Annotated in this window: 19 protein-coding genes and 1 pseudogene; 14 read left to right on the forward strand and 6 right to left on the reverse strand. The window is 45.2% G+C overall.

Annotated elements, in window-relative coordinates:
* Positions 1–2: 2 nt before the first annotated feature.
* Positions 3–1142: a glycosyltransferase family 4 protein gene (locus tag BSCG_RS08545; protein ID WP_008776633.1), complete on the forward strand. Its 1140-nt coding sequence runs from the start codon at positions 3–5 to the stop codon at positions 1140–1142.
* 4 nt (positions 1143–1146) lie between these two features.
* On the opposite strand, the pseudogene BSCG_RS30930 reads toward BSCG_RS08545, so the two are convergent.
* Positions 1147–1519 (reverse strand): annotated as a pseudogene (locus tag BSCG_RS30930) (IS110 family transposase); the annotation flags it as partial.
* A gap of 217 nt (positions 1520–1736) precedes the next feature.
* Here BSCG_RS30930 and BSCG_RS08540 point away from each other — a divergent pair.
* Genes BSCG_RS08540 through BSCG_RS0127625 form a run of 3 tightly spaced genes read left to right on the forward strand, consistent with a single transcriptional unit; the run spans position 1737 to position 4268 of the window.
* Positions 1737–3017, forward strand: coding sequence for a DegT/DnrJ/EryC1/StrS family aminotransferase (locus BSCG_RS08540; protein ID WP_008776637.1), 1281 nt, complete (start codon positions 1737–1739; stop codon positions 3015–3017).
* Between the two features lies 1 nt (position 3018).
* Positions 3019–3660: a sugar transferase gene (locus tag BSCG_RS0127620; RefSeq protein ID WP_008776638.1), complete on the forward strand. Its 642-nt coding sequence runs from the start codon at positions 3019–3021 to the stop codon at positions 3658–3660.
* 2 nt (positions 3661–3662) lie between these two features.
* The gene (locus tag BSCG_RS0127625; protein WP_032849624.1) at positions 3663–4268 is read left to right on the forward strand and encodes an acetyltransferase; all 606 of its coding nucleotides are present in this window, start codon (positions 3663–3665) and stop codon (positions 4266–4268) included.
* A gap of 442 nt (positions 4269–4710) precedes the next feature.
* Here BSCG_RS0127625 and BSCG_RS08535 read toward each other — a convergent pair whose 3' ends face one another.
* The 3 genes from BSCG_RS08535 to BSCG_RS08530 all read right to left on the reverse strand — a co-directional run bounded on the left by BSCG_RS08535 (position 4711) and on the right by BSCG_RS08530 (position 5921).
* Positions 4711–5133 carry an N-acetylmuramoyl-L-alanine amidase gene (locus BSCG_RS08535; RefSeq protein WP_004295564.1) on the reverse strand — a complete coding sequence of 141 codons (423 nt, stop codon included), beginning with the start codon at positions 5131–5133 and terminating at the stop codon, positions 4711–4713.
* 4 nt (positions 5134–5137) lie between these two features.
* Entirely contained in the window at positions 5138–5245 is a 108-nt protein-coding gene (locus BSCG_RS30040) for a smalltalk protein (RefSeq protein ID WP_004303578.1), read from the reverse strand.
* 187 nt (positions 5246–5432) lie between these two features.
* A complete protein-coding gene (locus BSCG_RS08530) occupies positions 5433–5921 on the reverse strand; it encodes a DNA-binding protein (protein WP_004303576.1) in 489 nt (162 codons plus the stop codon).
* A 219-nt stretch (positions 5922–6140) separates the two neighbouring features.
* Here BSCG_RS08530 and BSCG_RS08525 point away from each other — a divergent pair, with 219 nt between their 5' ends.
* Positions 6141–6359: a DUF4248 domain-containing protein gene (locus BSCG_RS08525; protein WP_004295574.1), complete on the forward strand. Its 219-nt coding sequence runs from the start codon at positions 6141–6143 to the stop codon at positions 6357–6359.
* Between the two features lie 181 nt (positions 6360–6540).
* Here BSCG_RS08525 and BSCG_RS08520 read toward each other — a convergent pair whose 3' ends face one another.
* Positions 6541–8382, reverse strand: coding sequence for a DUF3987 domain-containing protein (locus tag BSCG_RS08520; RefSeq protein WP_008776639.1), 1842 nt, complete (start codon positions 8380–8382; stop codon positions 6541–6543).
* Between the two features lie 38 nt (positions 8383–8420).
* Positions 8421–9044 carry a BT4734/BF3469 family protein gene (locus BSCG_RS08515; protein ID WP_008643736.1) on the reverse strand — a complete coding sequence of 208 codons (624 nt, stop codon included), beginning with the start codon at positions 9042–9044 and terminating at the stop codon, positions 8421–8423.
* A 166-nt stretch (positions 9045–9210) separates the two neighbouring features.
* On the opposite strand from BSCG_RS08515, the gene BSCG_RS30045 reads away from it, so the two are divergent.
* From BSCG_RS30045 to BSCG_RS0127630, 9 genes are all read left to right on the forward strand, one after another.
* Positions 9211–9363, forward strand: a complete 153-nt coding sequence (locus tag BSCG_RS30045; protein WP_008022717.1) for a hypothetical protein — start codon at positions 9211–9213, stop codon at positions 9361–9363.
* 231 nt (positions 9364–9594) lie between these two features.
* Positions 9595–11169: an ATP-binding protein gene (locus BSCG_RS08510; protein ID WP_008776641.1), complete on the forward strand. Its 1575-nt coding sequence runs from the start codon at positions 9595–9597 to the stop codon at positions 11167–11169.
* A 32-nt stretch (positions 11170–11201) separates the two neighbouring features.
* On the forward strand, positions 11202–12755 hold the full coding sequence (locus BSCG_RS08505; RefSeq protein ID WP_008776642.1) for an ATP-binding protein: 1554 nt from the start codon (positions 11202–11204) through the stop codon (positions 12753–12755).
* A gap of 238 nt (positions 12756–12993) precedes the next feature.
* Entirely contained in the window at positions 12994–13419 is a 426-nt protein-coding gene (locus tag BSCG_RS08500) for a SoxR reducing system RseC family protein (RefSeq protein ID WP_008776643.1), read from the forward strand.
* Positions 13420–13426: 7 nt separating this feature from the next.
* Positions 13427–14380, forward strand: a complete 954-nt coding sequence (locus BSCG_RS08495) for a Fe-S cluster domain-containing protein (RefSeq protein ID WP_004295582.1) — start codon at positions 13427–13429, stop codon at positions 14378–14380.
* 24 nt (positions 14381–14404) lie between these two features.
* Positions 14405–15742 carry an electron transport complex subunit RsxC gene (gene rsxC / locus BSCG_RS08490; RefSeq protein WP_004295583.1) on the forward strand — a complete coding sequence of 446 codons (1338 nt, stop codon included), beginning with the start codon at positions 14405–14407 and terminating at the stop codon, positions 15740–15742.
* A gap of 5 nt (positions 15743–15747) precedes the next feature.
* The gene (locus tag BSCG_RS08485; RefSeq protein ID WP_004303572.1) at positions 15748–16740 is read left to right on the forward strand and encodes an RnfABCDGE type electron transport complex subunit D; all 993 of its coding nucleotides are present in this window, start codon (positions 15748–15750) and stop codon (positions 16738–16740) included.
* Complete coding sequence (locus tag BSCG_RS08480) at positions 16737–17483, forward strand: RnfABCDGE type electron transport complex subunit G (protein WP_004309218.1); 747 nt, start codon at positions 16737–16739, stop codon at positions 17481–17483. Before BSCG_RS08485 ends, BSCG_RS08480 begins: the two co-directional genes overlap by 4 nt.
* A 14-nt stretch (positions 17484–17497) precedes the next feature.
* On the forward strand, positions 17498–17756 hold a 259-nt coding region (locus BSCG_RS0127630), incomplete at its 3' end, for an Rnf-Nqr domain containing protein (RefSeq protein WP_032849625.1).

Consider the following 17756-nt stretch of genomic DNA (forward strand, 5'->3'; position numbering starts at 1 on the left):
TAATGAAATCATTACATTTAGTTAAAACATCAACAGGTGCTACTTGGGCTTTTCGTGTGATGCGCGATCTGGTGCAGATGGGTGAAGAGGTGCATGTGGCAATGCCTGTGGATGGTATATTGGTTCAGCAGTATAAAGATGCAGGTATCCATATCCACGAACTGAATTACTCGGTGAAGAACGCCTGGGGCACTATCAAGCAGATTTGTAAGGTGGTGAATGAGGTGAAACCGGACATCGTACATAGTCACTTTGTAGTGACAACCTTGTTGATGCGTCTAGCTCTCAGAAACTACAGAACTGCTAGAGTATTTGAAGTTCCGGGACCTCTGCATCTAGAGCACACCATTTATCGTAAGGCAGACCTGTGGACAGCCCAAAAGAAGAAAGACTTCTGGATTCCTACCTGCCGGTGGTCGATGGATAAATACAAGGAGTGCGGCATTGATGATAGCCGTCTGTTTCTTACTTATTATGGTGGCGACCTTGTGGATAGAGAGTACCAGAAGGGCTTGCTCCGTGAGGAACTTAGTCTGACTGACAAAGACATCATAGTAGGTATGGTGGCCTATATGTATGCGCCAAAGAAGTTCCTTGGTGAAAAGAGAGGTCTGAAAGGTCATGAGGATCTAATAGATGCCGTGGCTATGATTCAGGACAAGTACCCCAATATACATCTCGTGTTCATAGGTGGTCCGTGGGTAGGAGCCGAGAAATACGAGCAGGAGGTTATAGTATACGGTAAGGAGAAAGTGCGCAATGTGCATTTCCTTGGCACTCGTAGGAATGTGCCTGACCTGTATCAGGACTTTGATATGGTGGTTCATCCGTCACATTCCGAGAATTTGGGTGGTGCAAGCGAATCACTTATGCTGGCAGTACCTACCATAGCATCGAACGTAGGTGGATTTCCGGATATTGTGATTCCTGGAAAGACAGGTTTCCTCTCCGAACCGTTCAATCCGCAATCTATTGCTGATGCGATAGAAAAGGTTATAGCCAATCCTGCGGAGGCAAAGCAAATGGCAGAATACGGAAAGACCTACCTGCATGACCTGCTGAACGCCAAGAAGACATCAAGGGATGTTTATGACTTCTATAGGCTGATCATAGAGCGTTTCGACAAAAATAACCCTCAATAGAAATTTGCTTAAGGATAAGAATTGAATCACTGCGGAGTTTGTTAGGTGTAGACTGCATTTTTCCCCATAGAGAGCAATCAGCCGGGTATCAATTTCATTCGTTTTAATGGCAGTAAGCATGATATGGGCGAAGTTTTTTATCTTCAGCGGATTTTCAAGGCTGACGGTTATCCCGGCTTCAGAAAGTAGGAAACAAGCAATGTGCTGTAATTGCCCGTGGCTTCCAGAATGCAATGATGCTTTGTGGCAGAAATGTTTTGGATAAACTCATGGACACCTCTTACGGTGTTCTTGAATGTTCTCGTCCTGCTTGTCTTGGCTGACGAATAGGCGGCAACAAAAGTCGCCTTGCTGACATCGATTCCAACGTAGGTCATAGTCTGAATGATTTATTAAAACAACATCTGTACATCGTGTGCTATCATTGCAAATGTGTGGTCTTAAAAGCCCATTGAACTATTCGGTTTCTGATGTAATAAAGTGTGTGGCCCAAACATACTACACGGTCTTTATGACTAATGAAAGATCTGCCTTATTCCACACTTTGATGTTGAAATTTTATGCAAAAAAATAATGATTAAATGGAAATATACAATGGAAGAAAGAAAAACTATTTATCTCTGCCTTGCTCACATGAGTGACGAGGGGTGGGAACAGAAGTATGTGAAGGAAGCGTTTGATACCAACTGGGTGGTGCCGATGGGTCCGAATGTGAATGTGTTTGAGCAAAATCTGGCCGATTTCGCTAATGCTTGCTCGGATGGCTCAAAGCTGGATCGTAAAGTGGTTTGCCTTTCGGCCGGTACAGCTGCCGTTCATCTAGCACTTATTGCTTGTGGTGTACAGTCTGGAGATGAGGTGTGTGTGCAGTCGTTTACCTTTTGCGCATCTTCGCATCCAATTACTTACCTTGGCGCAAAGCCGGTGTTCATTGACTCTGAGCGAGAGACATGGAATATGGATCCTGAAATTCTTGAAAAGGCAATTCTTGACCGAAAGGAGAAAACTGGCAAATATCCTAAAGCAATCATTCCTGTAGCTCTCTATGGTATGCCATACGACTGTGAAAAGATTATGGCTGTAGCCAACAAATACAATATTCCTGTTATTGAGGATACAGCAGAAGGTATGGGAAGCCGATTTGATGGACAGGTGTTAGGTACCTTTGGCCGTTTCGGTGTGCTCTCTTTCAATGGAAATAAGATGATTACTACCTCTGGTGGAGGTGCACTTATTTGCCGTAATGACGAGGATGCCAACAACATTATGTGGCACGCTACACAGGCACGTGATGCTTATCCTTACTACCAGCATACCGAGATTGGCTACAACTATCGTATGTCGAATGTTTGTGCGGGTATCGGCCGTGGTCAGGTGACTGTTCTCAAGGATCATATTGCTCATCATAAACACGTTCAGGATTTATATAAGGAACTTTTGAAGGAGGTGAAGGGCGTGCATCTCCATGAGCAGCCTGCTGATCCTCGCTATGATTCTAACTTCTGGCTTTGTGCTGCTACCATCGATCCCGATGTGAAGGTTCTAGGACAGGAGAACGCCTACAAGGAAGTCATTAAGACGGCAGTTGGTGGTGCTGCAGGAGTGATTAAGGCGGTAGATTCAGCCGTTACTGACTGTCAGCCTAATGCTAATGTGGAGGCATTACGCGTGTTCATGCTGGGCAAGAGAGTGGAGTGTCGTCCTGTCTGGAAGCCGATGCACAAGCAACCGGTATATGCCGATGCGGTAGCATACGTCAATGGCGTATCGGAAGGCATCTTCAAAGTCGGCTTCTGCTTGCCGGCGGGTCCTTATGTATCAGATGATGATGTACATTATATTGTAAATTGTATCAAGGAGGCTATTGTAAAGTAATATGCTCACAACATCACAAAAAATCTATATTGTATGCATTAAGAGACCCATTGGGTTTCTTGGCGCATTAGTGGGATTGACATTGTTGTCTCCAATATTTCTCGTTACCATCATTCTGCTCTTTTTTGCTAATAAGAATGGTTGGAAGGGCGTGTTCTTTACTCAAGAACGTCCGGGTAAGAATGAGAAAATTTTCAAGGCACTGAAGTTCAAGACGATGACGGACGAGCGAGATGCATCAGGTAACTTGTTGCCTGATGCCGACCGTTTGACCAGGGTGGGGAAATTCATCCGTTCGACTTCTATCGATGAACTGCCGCAGCTTATCAATATATTGAAGGGAGACATGGCCTTCATCGGACCGCGTCCGCTGCTAGTAAAGTATCTTCCTTTGTATAGCGAGGAGCAGCACCATCGTCATGACGTGACTCCTGGCATGAGCGGTTGGGCGCAGGTGAACGGGCGCAACAACATCTCGTGGACGAAGAAGTTCGAGCTGGATGTGTATTACGTCAATCATATTGGTCTCGTCATGGACGTGAAGGTATTCTTCACTACCATCAAGAAGGTGCTCTTTCGCGAGGGCATTAATACGACAACGGGCCAGTCGGCTACAATGGATTATTTTGATGGAACGAATTGATTATGTATTTATTTGGAGCAAGTGGTCACGGTAAGGTGATCAAAGAAATTATTGAGGCTAATGGCGGACAGGTGGAGGCATTCGTGGACGATAACAAGGAGGTCAATGAGTGTGCCGGTCTGCCTGTGTTGCATGATGCCATGGGGCTGTCGCCTATGATTGTGAGTATCGGGATAAACCGTATCCGCAAGGTGATTGTGGAGAGGCTTTCTTCCCTTAGTCTTCAACCCTCAACTCTCAGCTTCCCAACCGCAATACACCCTTCGGCTGTGGTTTCGTCTTCAGCTATGATTGGCGAGGGAACAGTGGTGATGGCTGGTGCTGTGATCAATGCAGATACGGTGGTCGGCAGGCATTGTATCGTGAACACGGGTGCGACAGTGGATCACGATTGTGTGATAGAGGACTATTGCCACATCGCCCCAGGTGTGCACATTAGCGGCGGTACGCATGTGGGCGAGGGTACTTGGATAGGTGTAGGCTCGTGCGTGATTCAGTACCTCAACATTGGTAAGAACTGCATGATAGGTGCAGGCAGTGTAGTAGTAAAAGACATTCCCGATAATGTGACAGCTTTTGGCTGTCCTGCAAAAGTTTATGACTTCTAAAGCACTGCTCTATGACTATGGCTGAATTTGTTTTTTACGATGTGTAGCGTGATGAACCTATTGGGCGCGACGGATACGGCAGGTACACTTTTTCGGGGCTTTTTCACATACACACGCAAGCGTGTGTGAATCATGGTATAGTAAGAAATCAAAGTTTATGTTCGTTAAACGATGAAAAACAGATGAAATGAATAGGAAGTACTGAAAGTGCTTTTTAATACGTTATGTTATAATTGAACATTTATAATGAGATGGAAAAATGTAGGTCCCTAGATTCATGTGACAAACATGAATCCCTACATTTAGTAGATTAGGAGCAATATAGTGATATTGTCCTAATCTCGCTCTTCATATTAGTGTTAGCACTAATATGATTTCCAAAAATACCAACTGTCTGTGAAGATCGTTGATATTTTTTATACAATAAGCCAGTGGTGGAAACCTAAAAGGATGTTATTTCTGCATACTCTTTCACCGCATCAAAGCACGGACATCCTTTCATCGGATTTAAGTCCCGGTGTCCCACGACTAGTGCTTTCGGAAACTGCCTTTTCAACTCCCTCAACAAAGCAAGCAAAGCTCCTTTTTGTTCCAGTGTACGCGTATCTTTCGGTTTTCCGTTCGCATCCAGTCCTCCCTCATAACAAACACCAACCGAATGGGCATTATGATTACGGCAGTGTGCTCCAATCTTTTCTAAAGCGCGTCCCCGGTGAATCTCCCCATCACGAGTGATGTAGAAATGATAGCCAATATCACGGAAACCACGGTGCAAGATATGATCCTGTCGGCAAGCCTCCGCCGAAAGGGACTTTCCTTCCGGCGTGGCACTGCAATGAATGATAATTAATGTAATAGTCCGCATGGGGTTACATGCAACTTTGTATTCCGAACACACCTCCGATGGCGGTGGCTACAGTGATAACGATTTTGAGGACTAAGCTCCATACAGAGCGGGGAGATGATGATTTACTCATACAATAACAGGTTTTAAATAAATTAATAATAGTTTTCTTTTACCACAGATTTACCACAGATTTACTGTAGGTTTACCATAGGTTTACCACAGATCTACACAGACTCACACAGATAAATAATCGACTACTTTAGCAACTACCAATTCAATATAATCTGTGGAAATCTGTGTAGTCAGTGGTGAATCTTTTAGGCAGCCGGGTCAGGCGCTTCACCACCTCCATCCGGTTTCGGATCAGGGTTGTCACCCGAATCAGAACCTCCTCCGGCAGTTGTCGGTTTCTGATATTCCGCCTGCTGCTTCAACTGGCTGTCGAGTTTCAGATTATTGGTCGACAGATTACCGGTGGCACGGGCTTTCAAACGCATGCCGCTAATATTCTTCTCCAACGAGAACTCTTCCAGCGTATCGGCTGCCTTACTACGAATACCCACACCAAAAATGGCAAGATCATCAATTTTCACACACTTGCCGTCTAGCAACAATTCCTTGATGCAATCTACCATATCCGAAAGCACACCTTTGATGACACCACCGGAATACGGTGAATTGTGCTTCGACATATGTTCGGCAAGCTTTGCCAAATCAAACGTCTCGTCGCTTACTGCACGGGCGAACCACTTACCCGCATTCAAGCCTTTCTTCTGCTGGTTCTGATAAATTTTGTAACGAATCATAAAACAATAAATTAAAGGGTTAAACATATTGTCCGGGGATTCTTTTCCCTTTCGACGATACAAAAATACTACTCCGGATCTCCCGGAAATCAGCTGTGCACGGTTGTGTATGGTAGCGGTCGGTTATTTGTCATTATAGTCGGTTATTCAAAGGAAAAACGTTGGTTATATAGTCGTTTTTTGTTATTTTTGTAACAGTAAATCAGAAATATATCCATCATGAGTGAATTTAAAATACGTGCTTACGGGCGCATGGAACTGGCGCAACTCTATTCTCCACAACTAACTGACATCGCTGCCTATCGAAAAATGAAGAAATGGATCTCTTTGTGTCCCGGACTTCTGCAACGCCTGTACGACTTAGGCTACGAATCAAAGCGACGCTCATTCACACCGTTGGAGGTGAGAGTTATTGTGGATGCTTTAGGAGAGCCTTAAATAAAGCGTCGCTTTATGGTGTATAAAGCACCGCTTTACGATGTCTAAAGCTTAGCTTTACACCTCCTAAAGCGATGCTTTATGCAGGACAAACGATTGTTTCAGTCAAAACGGATGTGGTAATTGAAATGACTACTGCATCCGTAAATAAAACGGGTACAGTAGGTACACTTTTTCCGGTTCACTCATACACACACGCACGCGCATACAACCCTTTACCGTCCATACTGATTAATTTTCCGTGTTTGGTGAGACGCTTCAGCCAAGTGAGGGCTGTGTTTTCCTTAATTCCCATGGCAACTGCTTCTTCCAGTAACTGTGTACGAGTAAATTCATCACCCAGTTTCTGGAAGAGATAATCACGATCGGCATTAGGACGGTGGCTGATTTCTGTATTGGGGAGGAACGATAGAATATGCGTGGCATGACAGTAGAGAGGTTCCGCAAGACTAAGCACAGCATGAAAGTCTTCCTGTGAAATGGATACATCCCAACGAGTGATGATGTCATCTTTGCGGTTGTCCGCAGGAATCTCCTTGTCCGGTGTGAAAGGAGAGGTGGGAGAGGTCTTGAAGTCGTAGGGCTGCGGGCTTTCGAGGGCACGCAATACGGCTACTTCCGACATGATTCTGCATAGATTGACGGCCAGACGTGCCACAAAACTATACATTTCCCTTCCATTAGCTACACTGGAGCGTTCAAACAAGTCGGAAAAGACGGTGTCGATTTCTTCTTTTTGTTCATCCGTGAGTTGCAGGGTATGAATGCCGTGAGTTTTTATCACGCTCAACTTTTCTTTCCATTCCAGTCCCATAGCGGTGAATATCTCCTCCCAATCTATCTCGTTGTCCATAAATTGGCTGATCCATTTACTGATTCCGCACATGTAATAATATAATTGGCGGGAGTATGATCCGTCTTCTGCCGTCGGAATGAAAGTTTGCACCTGCGACGGCGTACCCGAAATCAGAACGGAAAGATAGCTTTTCTTCACTTCCCGGTATTCCTGGTCGGTGCGGCGGTTGTAGGACAAGCGGTCGTGGTCGAACGCTTTGCGCAGGGTATCGCTCCAATGACCGTGGTCCGATCCGATGGCGGTGGAAAGGGTGTCCGCTTCCGCTTCGCAGATAAGTCCGGTTCCGTCGGAGTCCATGATGTTTTGTAGGATACCCGTACCGGTGTTGTTGCCCGAAATGAGGAACATCCTGTTAGGGGGCATTTGTGGAGCCTCCTTTTTGGTTCGTTCTTTTCCCATTGCATCGTACTCGGTTTTCTCTTTTTTGTATGCTTTCATCTGTATGGCCACTTCTTTGCGGATCTCGTCGTGGATAGGTTCCACGAGTAAGCGGATGTAGGAAAGGATACCTTTGCCGGAGGCCGAAGGAGCCACTACGAAACATTGGAGGCTGGGGTGATGGTATTTGCCGCCATATAGGCATCGCACGTGGCGCGACATACAAGCACCCAGGGCAGTGAGCGCTCCCAATAACATGATGTCGTGTTGTATTGGGCTGCTCCCGGCTTTTATGATACGTTGCAAAAATTCCGGCCAGTCGTTTTCCGGAAAAGTGGGCAATTGATGTTGCGGTTCACTGCCCGGCAATAGTTCTTCTTCCCCTTCTCTTTCTTCGGAGATATTGTCATTCCCTACCTTATTATACGCGCCCGTGTGTGGGGGAAATTTGCGTGCTGTACCTGCTGTACCTTTTGTACCTGTGGGATGTTTGGGCATTTCTTCTATGCAGATGCTTACTCCCGTCGCTTCGGCCAGGTGGAAAGCGGTGCCCAAGTGCACTTCTCCACGTTGGGTGTGGAGTGCATTGGAGAATACCCGTTCGGCATGTTCGCGCTGATACTTGGGAGACACCCGGCACAGGCGATGGAAAAAGTCACGTCCTGCTTCACCGCAATCCGTTGCGATGGCGAATGACAATTGTACGTATTCAAGATAGGTGGGAGCAATGTCCGCTCCTGCCGCTTCGACTGCTTCGGTGAGACGGCATAAAGATTCAATATCGGTCATGTTTTGATTTTTATAAAATAATGTTTAATTATTCTCGTTTACTTGGTTCTGAACAATGCTTCCGGGTCGTAACTAAGGAAACAGGATCTCACGAGGTCTTTGCCGGAGAAATCTACTTTGGATTTCGTTTCGGAAGAAACCGCTGTTACCGTATTGTATGCCGTCTCTACGTACCGCATCGCCCAACTCATGTTTTCTGTGATATTTTTTGTATCATTTGTCGTGGAGGAATAATGGCAAGGAACAAATGCCTTTACACCCAGTCCGCTGGGGCTGATAAAGGTGAGTACAGGTTGTAGGAGAGGATCGTCATAGAGCATACGTCGCATTTCTACTGCTTCCTGATAAGAGTGGAGACCGTCCACATCTACTATCACCAGATGAGACGGGGAGACGAAATCCTTACAGCTACGGCGGGTGAATGTGCCGCAAGGGGTCACATACGGAAGCAATGATGCTTTGGCGGCTCGTATATCTGTGGCATTCCGTACTTGTGCGGTCAGGGTTTTGAGATTCTCATTGCAAGTAATCATTTGGAAAACTTGTTCGATGGAGACTTCGCAGAAGGGGATAAGCGTGGGAGGAGTCATCAGTCGGCCTTGTTTGTCTTTGATGGGAGCGATAGGTGGCATAAAATAGGACATTCTGTAGTTGTTTGGCATCATTTTCTTTTTGTTTCAAGTTAAAATATTTATTTTTGCAAAAAATATGAGTGTGTTTCAAAACACGGCGTAAAATTAGTAAATGCAAAATAGACATCGTCCCGACATGTTGGGATGAAAGTGAAAATAATTAACCGTTACGGTGTAATTTTAACAATAAAAAAGAATGGAAAATGAAAAAGGTTTTTATGTAGCTTTAGGAGTTTACATAGGAGAGTTGCAAAAGCGTGCGGATTTGAAAAATGACGAAATATGCAAGAGCGTACACATCGGCCACTCTACTTTTAATGATTTAAAAAAGGGGCAAAACGCCCATTGAGTGATTACGTAAAAGTGGTGGAGTGCTGTCTGGATGCCTTCAATGAAGAGGAAGCCGGGGTTATCTGGGATGAATGGAGGAGAATGTATTTTCGATACAGGAGAAGAAAAGAGGAGGAGAGAGGAGAACGGTGAAAAACAGATAAAGTAAAAGTGGCAGGCGGGAAAAAGTTTCCCGCCTGCAGTCTTTATGAATGGATTTTTTTGTAGCTTTGTGAAAAATAAGATTAATATGGAAGATTTGCAAAGATTATATCCTATCGGGATACAGACTTTCTTTAAGATACGTGAGGGGAATTTTCTCTATATTGACAAGACGGAATATGTGTACCGGATGACGCATTCGGCTTCCAGCTATCTGTTTCTAAGCCGTCCCCGACGTTTCGGGAAATCTTTGCTTACCAGTACCCTTCACTGCTATTTCGAGGGGCGGAAAGAGTTGTTTGAGGGACTGGCCATGGAGACATTGGAGAAGGAATGGATACAACATCCGGTGTTGCACTTCGACATGAGTACCGCTAAACATGTGGACAAGGAACAACTGAACGCGGAACTGGAATTGAAACTCATGGCTTATGAGGAGATTTATGGGCGTGTAGAAGAGGAACTGTATGTGAATCAGCGTCTGGAGGGACTTATAAAACGCGCTTATAAGCAGACAGGTAAAAAAGTGGTTGTCTTGATAGACGAATATGACGCTCCTCTGCTCGATGTGGTTCATGAAGAAAAGAATTTGCCACAGTTACGTAATGTGATGCGTAATTTTTACAGTCCGTTAAAGGCGTGTGATCCTTATCTGCGCTTTGTTTTTCTTACGGGTATAACCAAGTTTTCGCAACTTAGCGTGTTCAGTGAACTTAATAATATCACCAATGTGAGTATGCTGCCTGATTATGCTGCCATTTGCGGTATCACTGCTGAAGAACTCCGTACTCAAATGGCTCCCGATGTAAAGCATCTGGCTACCCGGTTGGGAATTACTGCAGAGGAGATGTTGGACAAACTGAAGGAAAATTATGACGGTTATCATTTTTCGTGGCCGTCGCCCGACGTTTTCAATCCTTTCAGTTTGCTGAAGGCGATGGCTTTGGGAGAGATCGGCTCTTATTGGTTTGAGAGTGGCACGCCCACTTATATCATAGAGATGCTGCGTAAATATGCTGTGTTGCCATCAGAAATTGGTGGCGAGGAAGCGTCTCCCAGTGATTTTAACGTGCCTTTGGAGTTGGCGACTAATTATATGCCGTTGCTTTATCAGGCCGGTTACCTTACGATAAAGGGTGCGGATTTGGAATTTGACGCATATATGCTTGATATTCCAAACAAAGAGGTGCGTGTCGGTCTGATGAAAAGCCTGATTCCCTCTTATGTGACGAGTGACAGTCATGAGGTGAACAGTGTGGTGCGTAATTTGGCGCGTAACATTGTGCGGGGAGATATGGACGAGGCTTTGAAGCTGCTTCAGGCTTTTCTTTCCACTGTGCCTTATTGCGACAACACGGATTATGAGGGACATTACCAGCAGATGCTATATGTGATATTCTCATTGCTGGGCATTTATACCGATGTGGAGGTGCACACGCTGAAAGGACGAGTGGATATGGTACTTCGCACCAAGACTACTCTTTATCTGGTAGAGCTGAAATTGAATCAAAATGCGAAGACTGCCATGAAGCAAATTGATTTGCAGCAATATGCAGATCGTTTTGCTCTTTGCGGGCTTCCGGTGGTAAAGGTCGCGATTAATTTTAGTGCGGAGACTCGGACAATTGCTGATTGGGTGATTTCAAGAGAGACGTACGCATAGTTGCATTGTAATTTAAATAATTTTAGAAGAGTATGAGTAGCAAGATATACCCCATTGGCATACAGAACTTTGAAAAAATCCGGACAGACGGTTATTTCTATATTGATAAGACTGCTTTGATTTATCAGATGGTGAAGACAGGCAGTTATTATTTCTTGAGCCGTCCCCGTCGTTTTGGAAAAAGTCTGTTGATATCTACGCTTGAAGCGTATTTCTTGGGCAAGAAAGAACTTTTTGAGGGCTTGGCCATGGAAAAGCTGGAAAAGGATTGGATTACATATCCTATTTTTCATATGGACTTGAATACGGAGAAGTATGATACGCGGGAGAGCCTGGATAGTATATTGAATTTCACATTGGAGAAATGGGAACAGCAATATGGCACCGCTCCGTCAGAAACAACTTTTGCATTGCGTTTTCGCGGCCTTATTGAACGGGCTTACAAGCAAACCGGGCAACGGGTTGTCATTCTGATTGATGAATATGATAAGCCCATGTTACAAGCAATAGGTAATGAGGAGCTTCAGAAGGAATTCCGTAATACCATGAAAGCTTTTTATAGTGTGCTGAAGACCATGGATGGTTGTATTCAATTTGCATTTTTGACGGGAGTGACGAAATTCGGTAAGGTAAGCGTATTTAGCGATTTAAATAATCTCGATGACATCTCCATGCGGAATCAATACATAGATATTTGCGGAGTTTCTGAAAAAGAACTGCATGACGATCTGGAAATTGAACTGCACGAACTGGCAGATATAAAAGGGGTGAGTTATCATGAAATCTGCGACAAACTGCGGGAGTATTATGATGGTTACCACTTTACACACAATTCTATCGGAATATATAATCCGTTCAGTCTGCTGAATACTTTTAAATATAAAGAGTTTGGAAGTTATTGGTTCGAGACGGGGACTCCTACTTATTTGGTGGAATTGCTGAAAAAACATCATTATGATTTGAGACGTATGGCGCATGAGGAAACAAGTATCTCTGTACTGAATAGCATTGATTCTGCATCGGACAATCCTATCCCGGTGATTTATCAGAGCGGTTATCTCACTATCAAAGGGTATGACGAAGAATTTGGAATTTATAGTTTAGGCTTCCCTAATCGCGAAGTAGAGGAAGGATTTATTAAATTTTTGCTTCCCTTTTATGCGAATACCAATGCGGTAGAGTCGGAGTTTGAAATACAGAAGTTTGTTCGTGAAATACGTATCGGAGATTATGATTCTTTTTTCCGTCGTCTCCGGAGTTTCTTTGCTGATACTCCTTATGAGCTTATCCGTGATTTGGAATTGCATTATCAGAATGTACTTTTTATTGTCTTTAAGTTGGTCGGGTTTTATGTGAAAGCGGAATACCACACAAGTGAAGGGCGCATCGATTTAGTTCTGCAAACTGATAAGTTTGTTTATGTGATCGAATTCAAACTTGACGGGACGGCGGAAGATGCCTTACGACAAATCAATGAGAAACATTATGCACTTCCTTTTGAAGCTGGCGGCAATCGCCGATTATTTAAAATAGGAGTGAACTTTAACGCGAAAATGCGTAATATTGAGAAATGGATAGTGGAGTAATCCGCGAAATAATTGATAGAAAATCCCGGCTGAATAAATAAAAAGGCCGGGATTTTTTTTGTTTAGGATGTCTATTTGTCATTCTTGGGAAATATCAAATGGTAGCCATACCTTTTCCGTGTGCGATAACGAAAACACAAAAAATAACATTTTATTAGGTAGAAAAAGTTTGAGGAATGCTTCGTAGTTCACAAATAATGATTAAATTTGCCGCGATTTGTAATGCGGAGTTTGCAAAATGACGAATAATACTATAAAGCATCTAGGTATTGTGGAAAACATACAGGGTTCTCATCTGTCGGTGAGGATTGTCCAGACATCGGCTTGTGCGGCATGTAGCGCAAAGGGGCATTGTTCCTCGGCGGATAGTAAGGACAAAATCATAGATATCATAGATACCGCAGCTTCTTCCTATCAGGTGGGAGAGAAGGTGATGGTGGTCGGCGAAACGTCGATGGGCATGATGGCGGTATTGTTGGCTTTCGTACTTCCTTTCGTACTTCTTATATTTTCGTTGTTTCTTTTGATGGCATTGATAGAGAATGAACTGTATGTAGCTCTTCTTTCTCTGGCTGTCCTTATACCTTATTATTTCGTTTTATGGCTTAACAAAACGCGACTCAAACAACAATTTTCATTTACTATAAAACCAATAAATAACTAAAAACATTATGAATTTGATTCTGATTGCAGTGATTTCATTGGGAGCTATAGCGCTCGTGCTGGCCGCTATTCTTTATGTGGCTTCCAAGAAATTTGCCGTGTATGAAGACCCGCGGATTGCCCAGGTGGGAGAAGTGCTTCCCCAGGCTAATTGTGGTGGATGTGGCTATCCCGGTTGTAGCGGCTTTGCCGACGCTTGCGTCAAAGCCGGTTCGCTGGATGGTAAATTCTGCCCCGTAGGCGGACAGCCTGTCATGGCACAAATTGCTGATATCCTAGGGCTTGCAGCCGGAGAAGCTGAACCGATGGTAGCAGTGGTAAGATGTAACGGAACGTGTATGAATCGTCCGCGTATTAATCAGTACGACGGTGCGAAGAGTTGCGCTATTGCCGCTTCGCTCTATGGTGGGGAAACGGGTTGTAGTTACGGATGTCTGGGGTGTGGTGACTGTGTGGCTGCCTGCCAGTTCGATGCCATCCACATGAATCCTGAAACAGGACTTCCGGAAGTGGATGAAGCGAAATGTACCGCTTGCGGTGCCTGTGTGAAGGCTTGTCCGAAGGCGATCATCGAAATCCGTCCGCAAGGAAAGAAATCACGCCGTGTGTATATCTCTTGTGTGAATAAAGACAAGGGAGCTGTGGCACGCAAGGCTTGTACGGTGAGTTGTATCGGCTGTGGCAAATGCGTGAAGACTTGTCCGTTCGAAGCTATCACGTTGGAGAACAACTTGGCTTACATCGATCCGCACAAGTGTAAATCTTGCCGGAAATGTGTGGAAGTCTGTCCGCAGAATACCATTATCGAATTGAATTTCCCGCCGAGGAAACCGAAAGAAGAAGCTCCGGCTGCTCCAAAACCGGCTGCTGTTTCTAAAGAAGCGGTGGAAACTCCTGCACCGGCGGCAAAAGTGGAAACTCCTGCTGAAAAGGCTACAGAAGCTCCGAAAGTAACAGAATAATAACAGAATAAAATACAGAACTGTATGTTAAAGACATTTTCAATTGGTGGAGTTCATCCACACGAAAATAAATTGTCGGCACATCAACCTATTATCACAGCGGAAGTTCCTGCAAAGGCTGTTATTTTGCTGGGGCAGCACATTGGTGCGCCTGCAAAACCGGTTGTAGCGAAAGGGGATGTGGTAAAGGTAGGCACTAAGATTGCTGAACCTGCCGGCTTTGTTTCGGCAGCAATTCACTCTTCGGTCAGTGGTAAAGTGGCGAAGATTGATACTATTGTCGATGCCAGCGGTTATGCGAAACCTGCTATCTTTATCGATGTGGAAGGCGACGAATGGGAAGAAACAATCGACCGTAGCGCCACACTGGTGAAGGAATGTGAACTTCCGGCAGAAGAGATCGTGAAGAAAATTGCCGATGCCGGAATCGTTGGTCTGGGTGGTGCTTGTTTCCCTACACAGGTGAAACTTTGTCCTCCTCCTTCTTTTAAAGCTGAATGTGTGATTATCAATGCCGTAGAATGTGAACCTTATTTGACTGCCGACCATCAGCTGATGCTGGAACACGCGGAAGAAATCATGGTAGGTGTTTCCATCCTGATGAAAGCGGTGAAAGTGAATAAGGCATTTATCGGAATCGAAAATAATAAGCCCGATGCTATCGAACTGATGACTAAAGTAGCTTCCAGCTATGCAGGCATCGAAGTCGTTCCCTTGAAGGTGAAATATCCGCAAGGAGGTGAAAAGCAGCTGATCGATGCGATCACCAAACGTCAGGTGGCGAGCGGTGCGTTGCCTATCTCTACGGGAGCAGTCGTGCAGAACGTGGGAACGGCGTTTGCCGTTTATGAAGCTGTGCAGAAGAATAAACCGTTGTTTGAACGGGTGATTACCGTGACGGGAAAGTCGGTTGCGAAGCCGTCTAATTTCCTGGCCCGTATCGGTACACCGATGAAACAGTTGATTGACGCTTGCGGTGGTCTGCCCGAAGATACGGGTAAGGTGATCGGTGGCGGTCCGATGATGGGTAAGGCGTTGGTAAATATCGAGGTTCCTACTGCGAAGGGCAGTTCCGGCATCCTGATTATGAACCGGAAGGAAGCCAAACGTGGTGAAGCTCAAACCTGCATCCGTTGCGCGAAGTGCGTGAGTGCCTGTCCGATGGGACTGGAACCGTACTTGCTCGGAGCCTTGTCTGAAAACGGAGATTTTGAAACAATGGAAAAAGAAAGAATCATGGATTGTATCGAGTGCGGCTCTTGCCAGTTCACTTGTCCTGCCAACCGTCCGCTGCTCGACTATTGTCGTCTGGGTAAAGGCAAAGTGGGAGCTATGATTCGTGCACGTCAAGCTAAAAAATAACGAATATGGAAAATAAATTAATCGTATCACTATCGCCCCACGTTCATGGCGGAGACAGCGTACAGAAAAATATGTATGGCGTGCTGATTGCACTGATTCCGGCTTTTCTGGTGTCTCTCTATTTCTTCGGACTGGGTGCCCTGATTGTCACGGCTACTTCCGTTGCGGCTTGTTTGTTCTTCGAATGGGCGATCGGAAAATATTTAATGAAGAAACCGACCACCACCATCTGCGACGGCTCTGCCATCATCACAGGTGTGTTGTTGGCATTTAATTTACCGTCTAACTTGCCTATCTGGATTATCATCCTCGGTGCACTGTTTGCTATCGGTGTAGGCAAAATGTCTTTCGGCGGATTAGGCTGCAATCCTTTCAACCCGGCATTGGCAGGCCGCGTATTCCTGCTGCTTTCTTTCCCGGTGCAGATGACCAGCTGGCCGGTAGTCGGACAGTTAACCGCTTATACGGATGCTACCACCGGTGCCACTCCGCTGGCCTTGATGAAGCAAGCCATTTACGGTGACACTGCCGCTTTAAGCCAGATTCCGGACGCATTGACCTTGCTGATCGGACAGAATGGCGGATGCTTGGGTGAAGTGAGTGCGCTGGCTCTGCTGATCGGACTCGTTTATATGCTCTGGAAGAAAATCATCACCTGGCATATTCCTGTGTCTATCCTGGCTACTGTGTTTGTCTTTGCAGGCATCATGCACCTGGCAGATCCGGAAAAATACGTTTCTCCGGTATTGCAGTTGCTTTCCGGTGGTCTGATGCTGGGTGCTGTCTTTATGGCAACCGACTATGTGACTTCTCCGATGAGTAAGAAAGGGATGCTGATCTATGGTGTATGTATCGGTCTGCTGACGGTAGTTATCCGTCTGTTCGGCGCCTATCCCGAAGGTATGTCGTTCGCCATCCTGATTATGAATGCGTTCACTCCGCTGATTAACACCTATTGTAAACCAAAACGCTTTGGGGAGGTAGCGAAGAAGAAATGAAAAAGTTAGAATCATCTTTAAAGAATATGTTGCTGGTACTTACGGGAGTGACTGCTATTTCCGTTGCGTTGCTGGCTTATGTAAATGAACTGACAAAAGGCCCCATTGCCGAAGCGAACGCGAAGACACTGAACGAGGCCTTGAAAAAGGTTCTTCCCGAATTTACCAATAATCCGGTAGCGGAAAGCGATACGATCTTCAGTGAGAAAGACGGAAAGAAGAATGTTGACTTTATCGTTTATCCGGCTAAGAACGGTGAAGAACTTGTAGGAACCGCTGTCGAAGCTAAATCAATGGGATTTGGCGGTGAACTGAAAGTGCTGGTAGGCTTTAATGCCGAAGGGAAAATCTATAACTACTCTCTGTTGGCTCACACGGAAACTCCGGGATTGGGCTCTAAAGCCGACAAATGGTTCGGAGCGTATGATCCTGCGAAAGGAGAAAAGGCAGTATCTCACGAAGAGAGTACGAAATCTATTTTGGGTATGAATCCGGGTGAAGCTCCGTTGACCGTCAGTAAAGATGGGGGAGCAGTGGATGCCATCACAGCTTCTACCATTACTTCACGCGCTTTCTTGAATGCCGTGAATGCTGCTTATCAAGCCTATAAGGCCGAAGGCGGGGAAGTGAACGGGGTAACCGGTGCTTCTCAAAAAGCGAAAGGCGCGGACGCAGATGCTGCTGACGCTGCTACGGGAGCTACGATTAAAGTTGAACTAACTGATTCAGTCAGTGCTAAATAAGAAAGGAGACAGATATGAATAACTTTAAAGTAATGATGAACGGGATTATTAAAGAGAATCCTACGTTTGTACTCCTGCTCGGTATGTGTCCTACATTGGGTACTACGTCGTCGGCTATCAATGGTATGGGTATGGGACTGGCTACCATGTTCGTATTGATCTGCTCGAATGTGGTGATTTCTTTAATAAAGAACCTGATTCCGGACATGGTGCGTATCCCATCGTTTATTGTGGTGATCGCATCCTTCGTGACCTTGCTTCAAATGGTGATGC

Source organism: Bacteroides sp. 2_2_4 (assembly GCF_000157055.1).
Lineage (GTDB): Bacteria > Bacteroidota > Bacteroidia > Bacteroidales > Bacteroidaceae > Bacteroides > Bacteroides ovatus.

Bases quoted from the DNA above. Each gene is read 5' to 3' on its own strand.
- BSCG_RS30040 (WP_004303578.1), bottom strand. From the start codon at position 5,245: ATGAGTAAATCATCATCTCCCCGCTCTGTATGGAGCTTAGTCCTCAAA.
- BSCG_RS30045 (WP_008022717.1), top strand. From the start codon at position 9,211: ATGGAAAATGAAAAAGGTTTTTATGTAGCTTTAGGAGTTTACATAGGA.
- BSCG_RS08495 (WP_004295582.1), top strand. From the start codon at position 13,427: ATGAATTTGATTCTGATTGCAGTGATTTCATTGGGAGCTATAGCGCTC.
- BSCG_RS08485 (WP_004303572.1), top strand. From the start codon at position 15,748: ATGGAAAATAAATTAATCGTATCACTATCGCCCCACGTTCATGGCGGA.
- BSCG_RS08480 (WP_004309218.1), top strand. From the start codon at position 16,737: ATGAAAAAGTTAGAATCATCTTTAAAGAATATGTTGCTGGTACTTACG.
- BSCG_RS0127620 (WP_008776638.1), top strand. From the start codon at position 3,019: ATGCTCACAACATCACAAAAAATCTATATTGTATGCATTAAGAGACCC.
- BSCG_RS0127625 (WP_032849624.1), top strand. From the start codon at position 3,663: ATGTATTTATTTGGAGCAAGTGGTCACGGTAAGGTGATCAAAGAAATT.
- BSCG_RS08545 (WP_008776633.1), top strand. From the start codon at position 3: ATGAAATCATTACATTTAGTTAAAACATCAACAGGTGCTACTTGGGCT.
- BSCG_RS08510 (WP_008776641.1), top strand. From the start codon at position 9,595: ATGGAAGATTTGCAAAGATTATATCCTATCGGGATACAGACTTTCTTT.
- BSCG_RS08525 (WP_004295574.1), top strand. From the start codon at position 6,141: ATGAGTGAATTTAAAATACGTGCTTACGGGCGCATGGAACTGGCGCAA.
- BSCG_RS08500 (WP_008776643.1), top strand. From the start codon at position 12,994: ATGACGAATAATACTATAAAGCATCTAGGTATTGTGGAAAACATACAG.
- BSCG_RS08540 (WP_008776637.1), top strand. From the start codon at position 1,737: ATGGAAGAAAGAAAAACTATTTATCTCTGCCTTGCTCACATGAGTGAC.
- BSCG_RS08520 (WP_008776639.1), bottom strand. From the start codon at position 8,382: ATGACCGATATTGAATCTTTATGCCGTCTCACCGAAGCAGTCGAAGCG.
- BSCG_RS08505 (WP_008776642.1), top strand. From the start codon at position 11,202: ATGAGTAGCAAGATATACCCCATTGGCATACAGAACTTTGAAAAAATC.
- BSCG_RS08535 (WP_004295564.1), bottom strand. From the start codon at position 5,133: ATGCGGACTATTACATTAATTATCATTCATTGCAGTGCCACGCCGGAA.
- BSCG_RS08515 (WP_008643736.1), bottom strand. From the start codon at position 9,044: ATGCCAAACAACTACAGAATGTCCTATTTTATGCCACCTATCGCTCCC.
- BSCG_RS08530 (WP_004303576.1), bottom strand. From the start codon at position 5,921: ATGATTCGTTACAAAATTTATCAGAACCAGCAGAAGAAAGGCTTGAAT.
- rsxC (WP_004295583.1), top strand. From the start codon at position 14,405: ATGTTAAAGACATTTTCAATTGGTGGAGTTCATCCACACGAAAATAAA.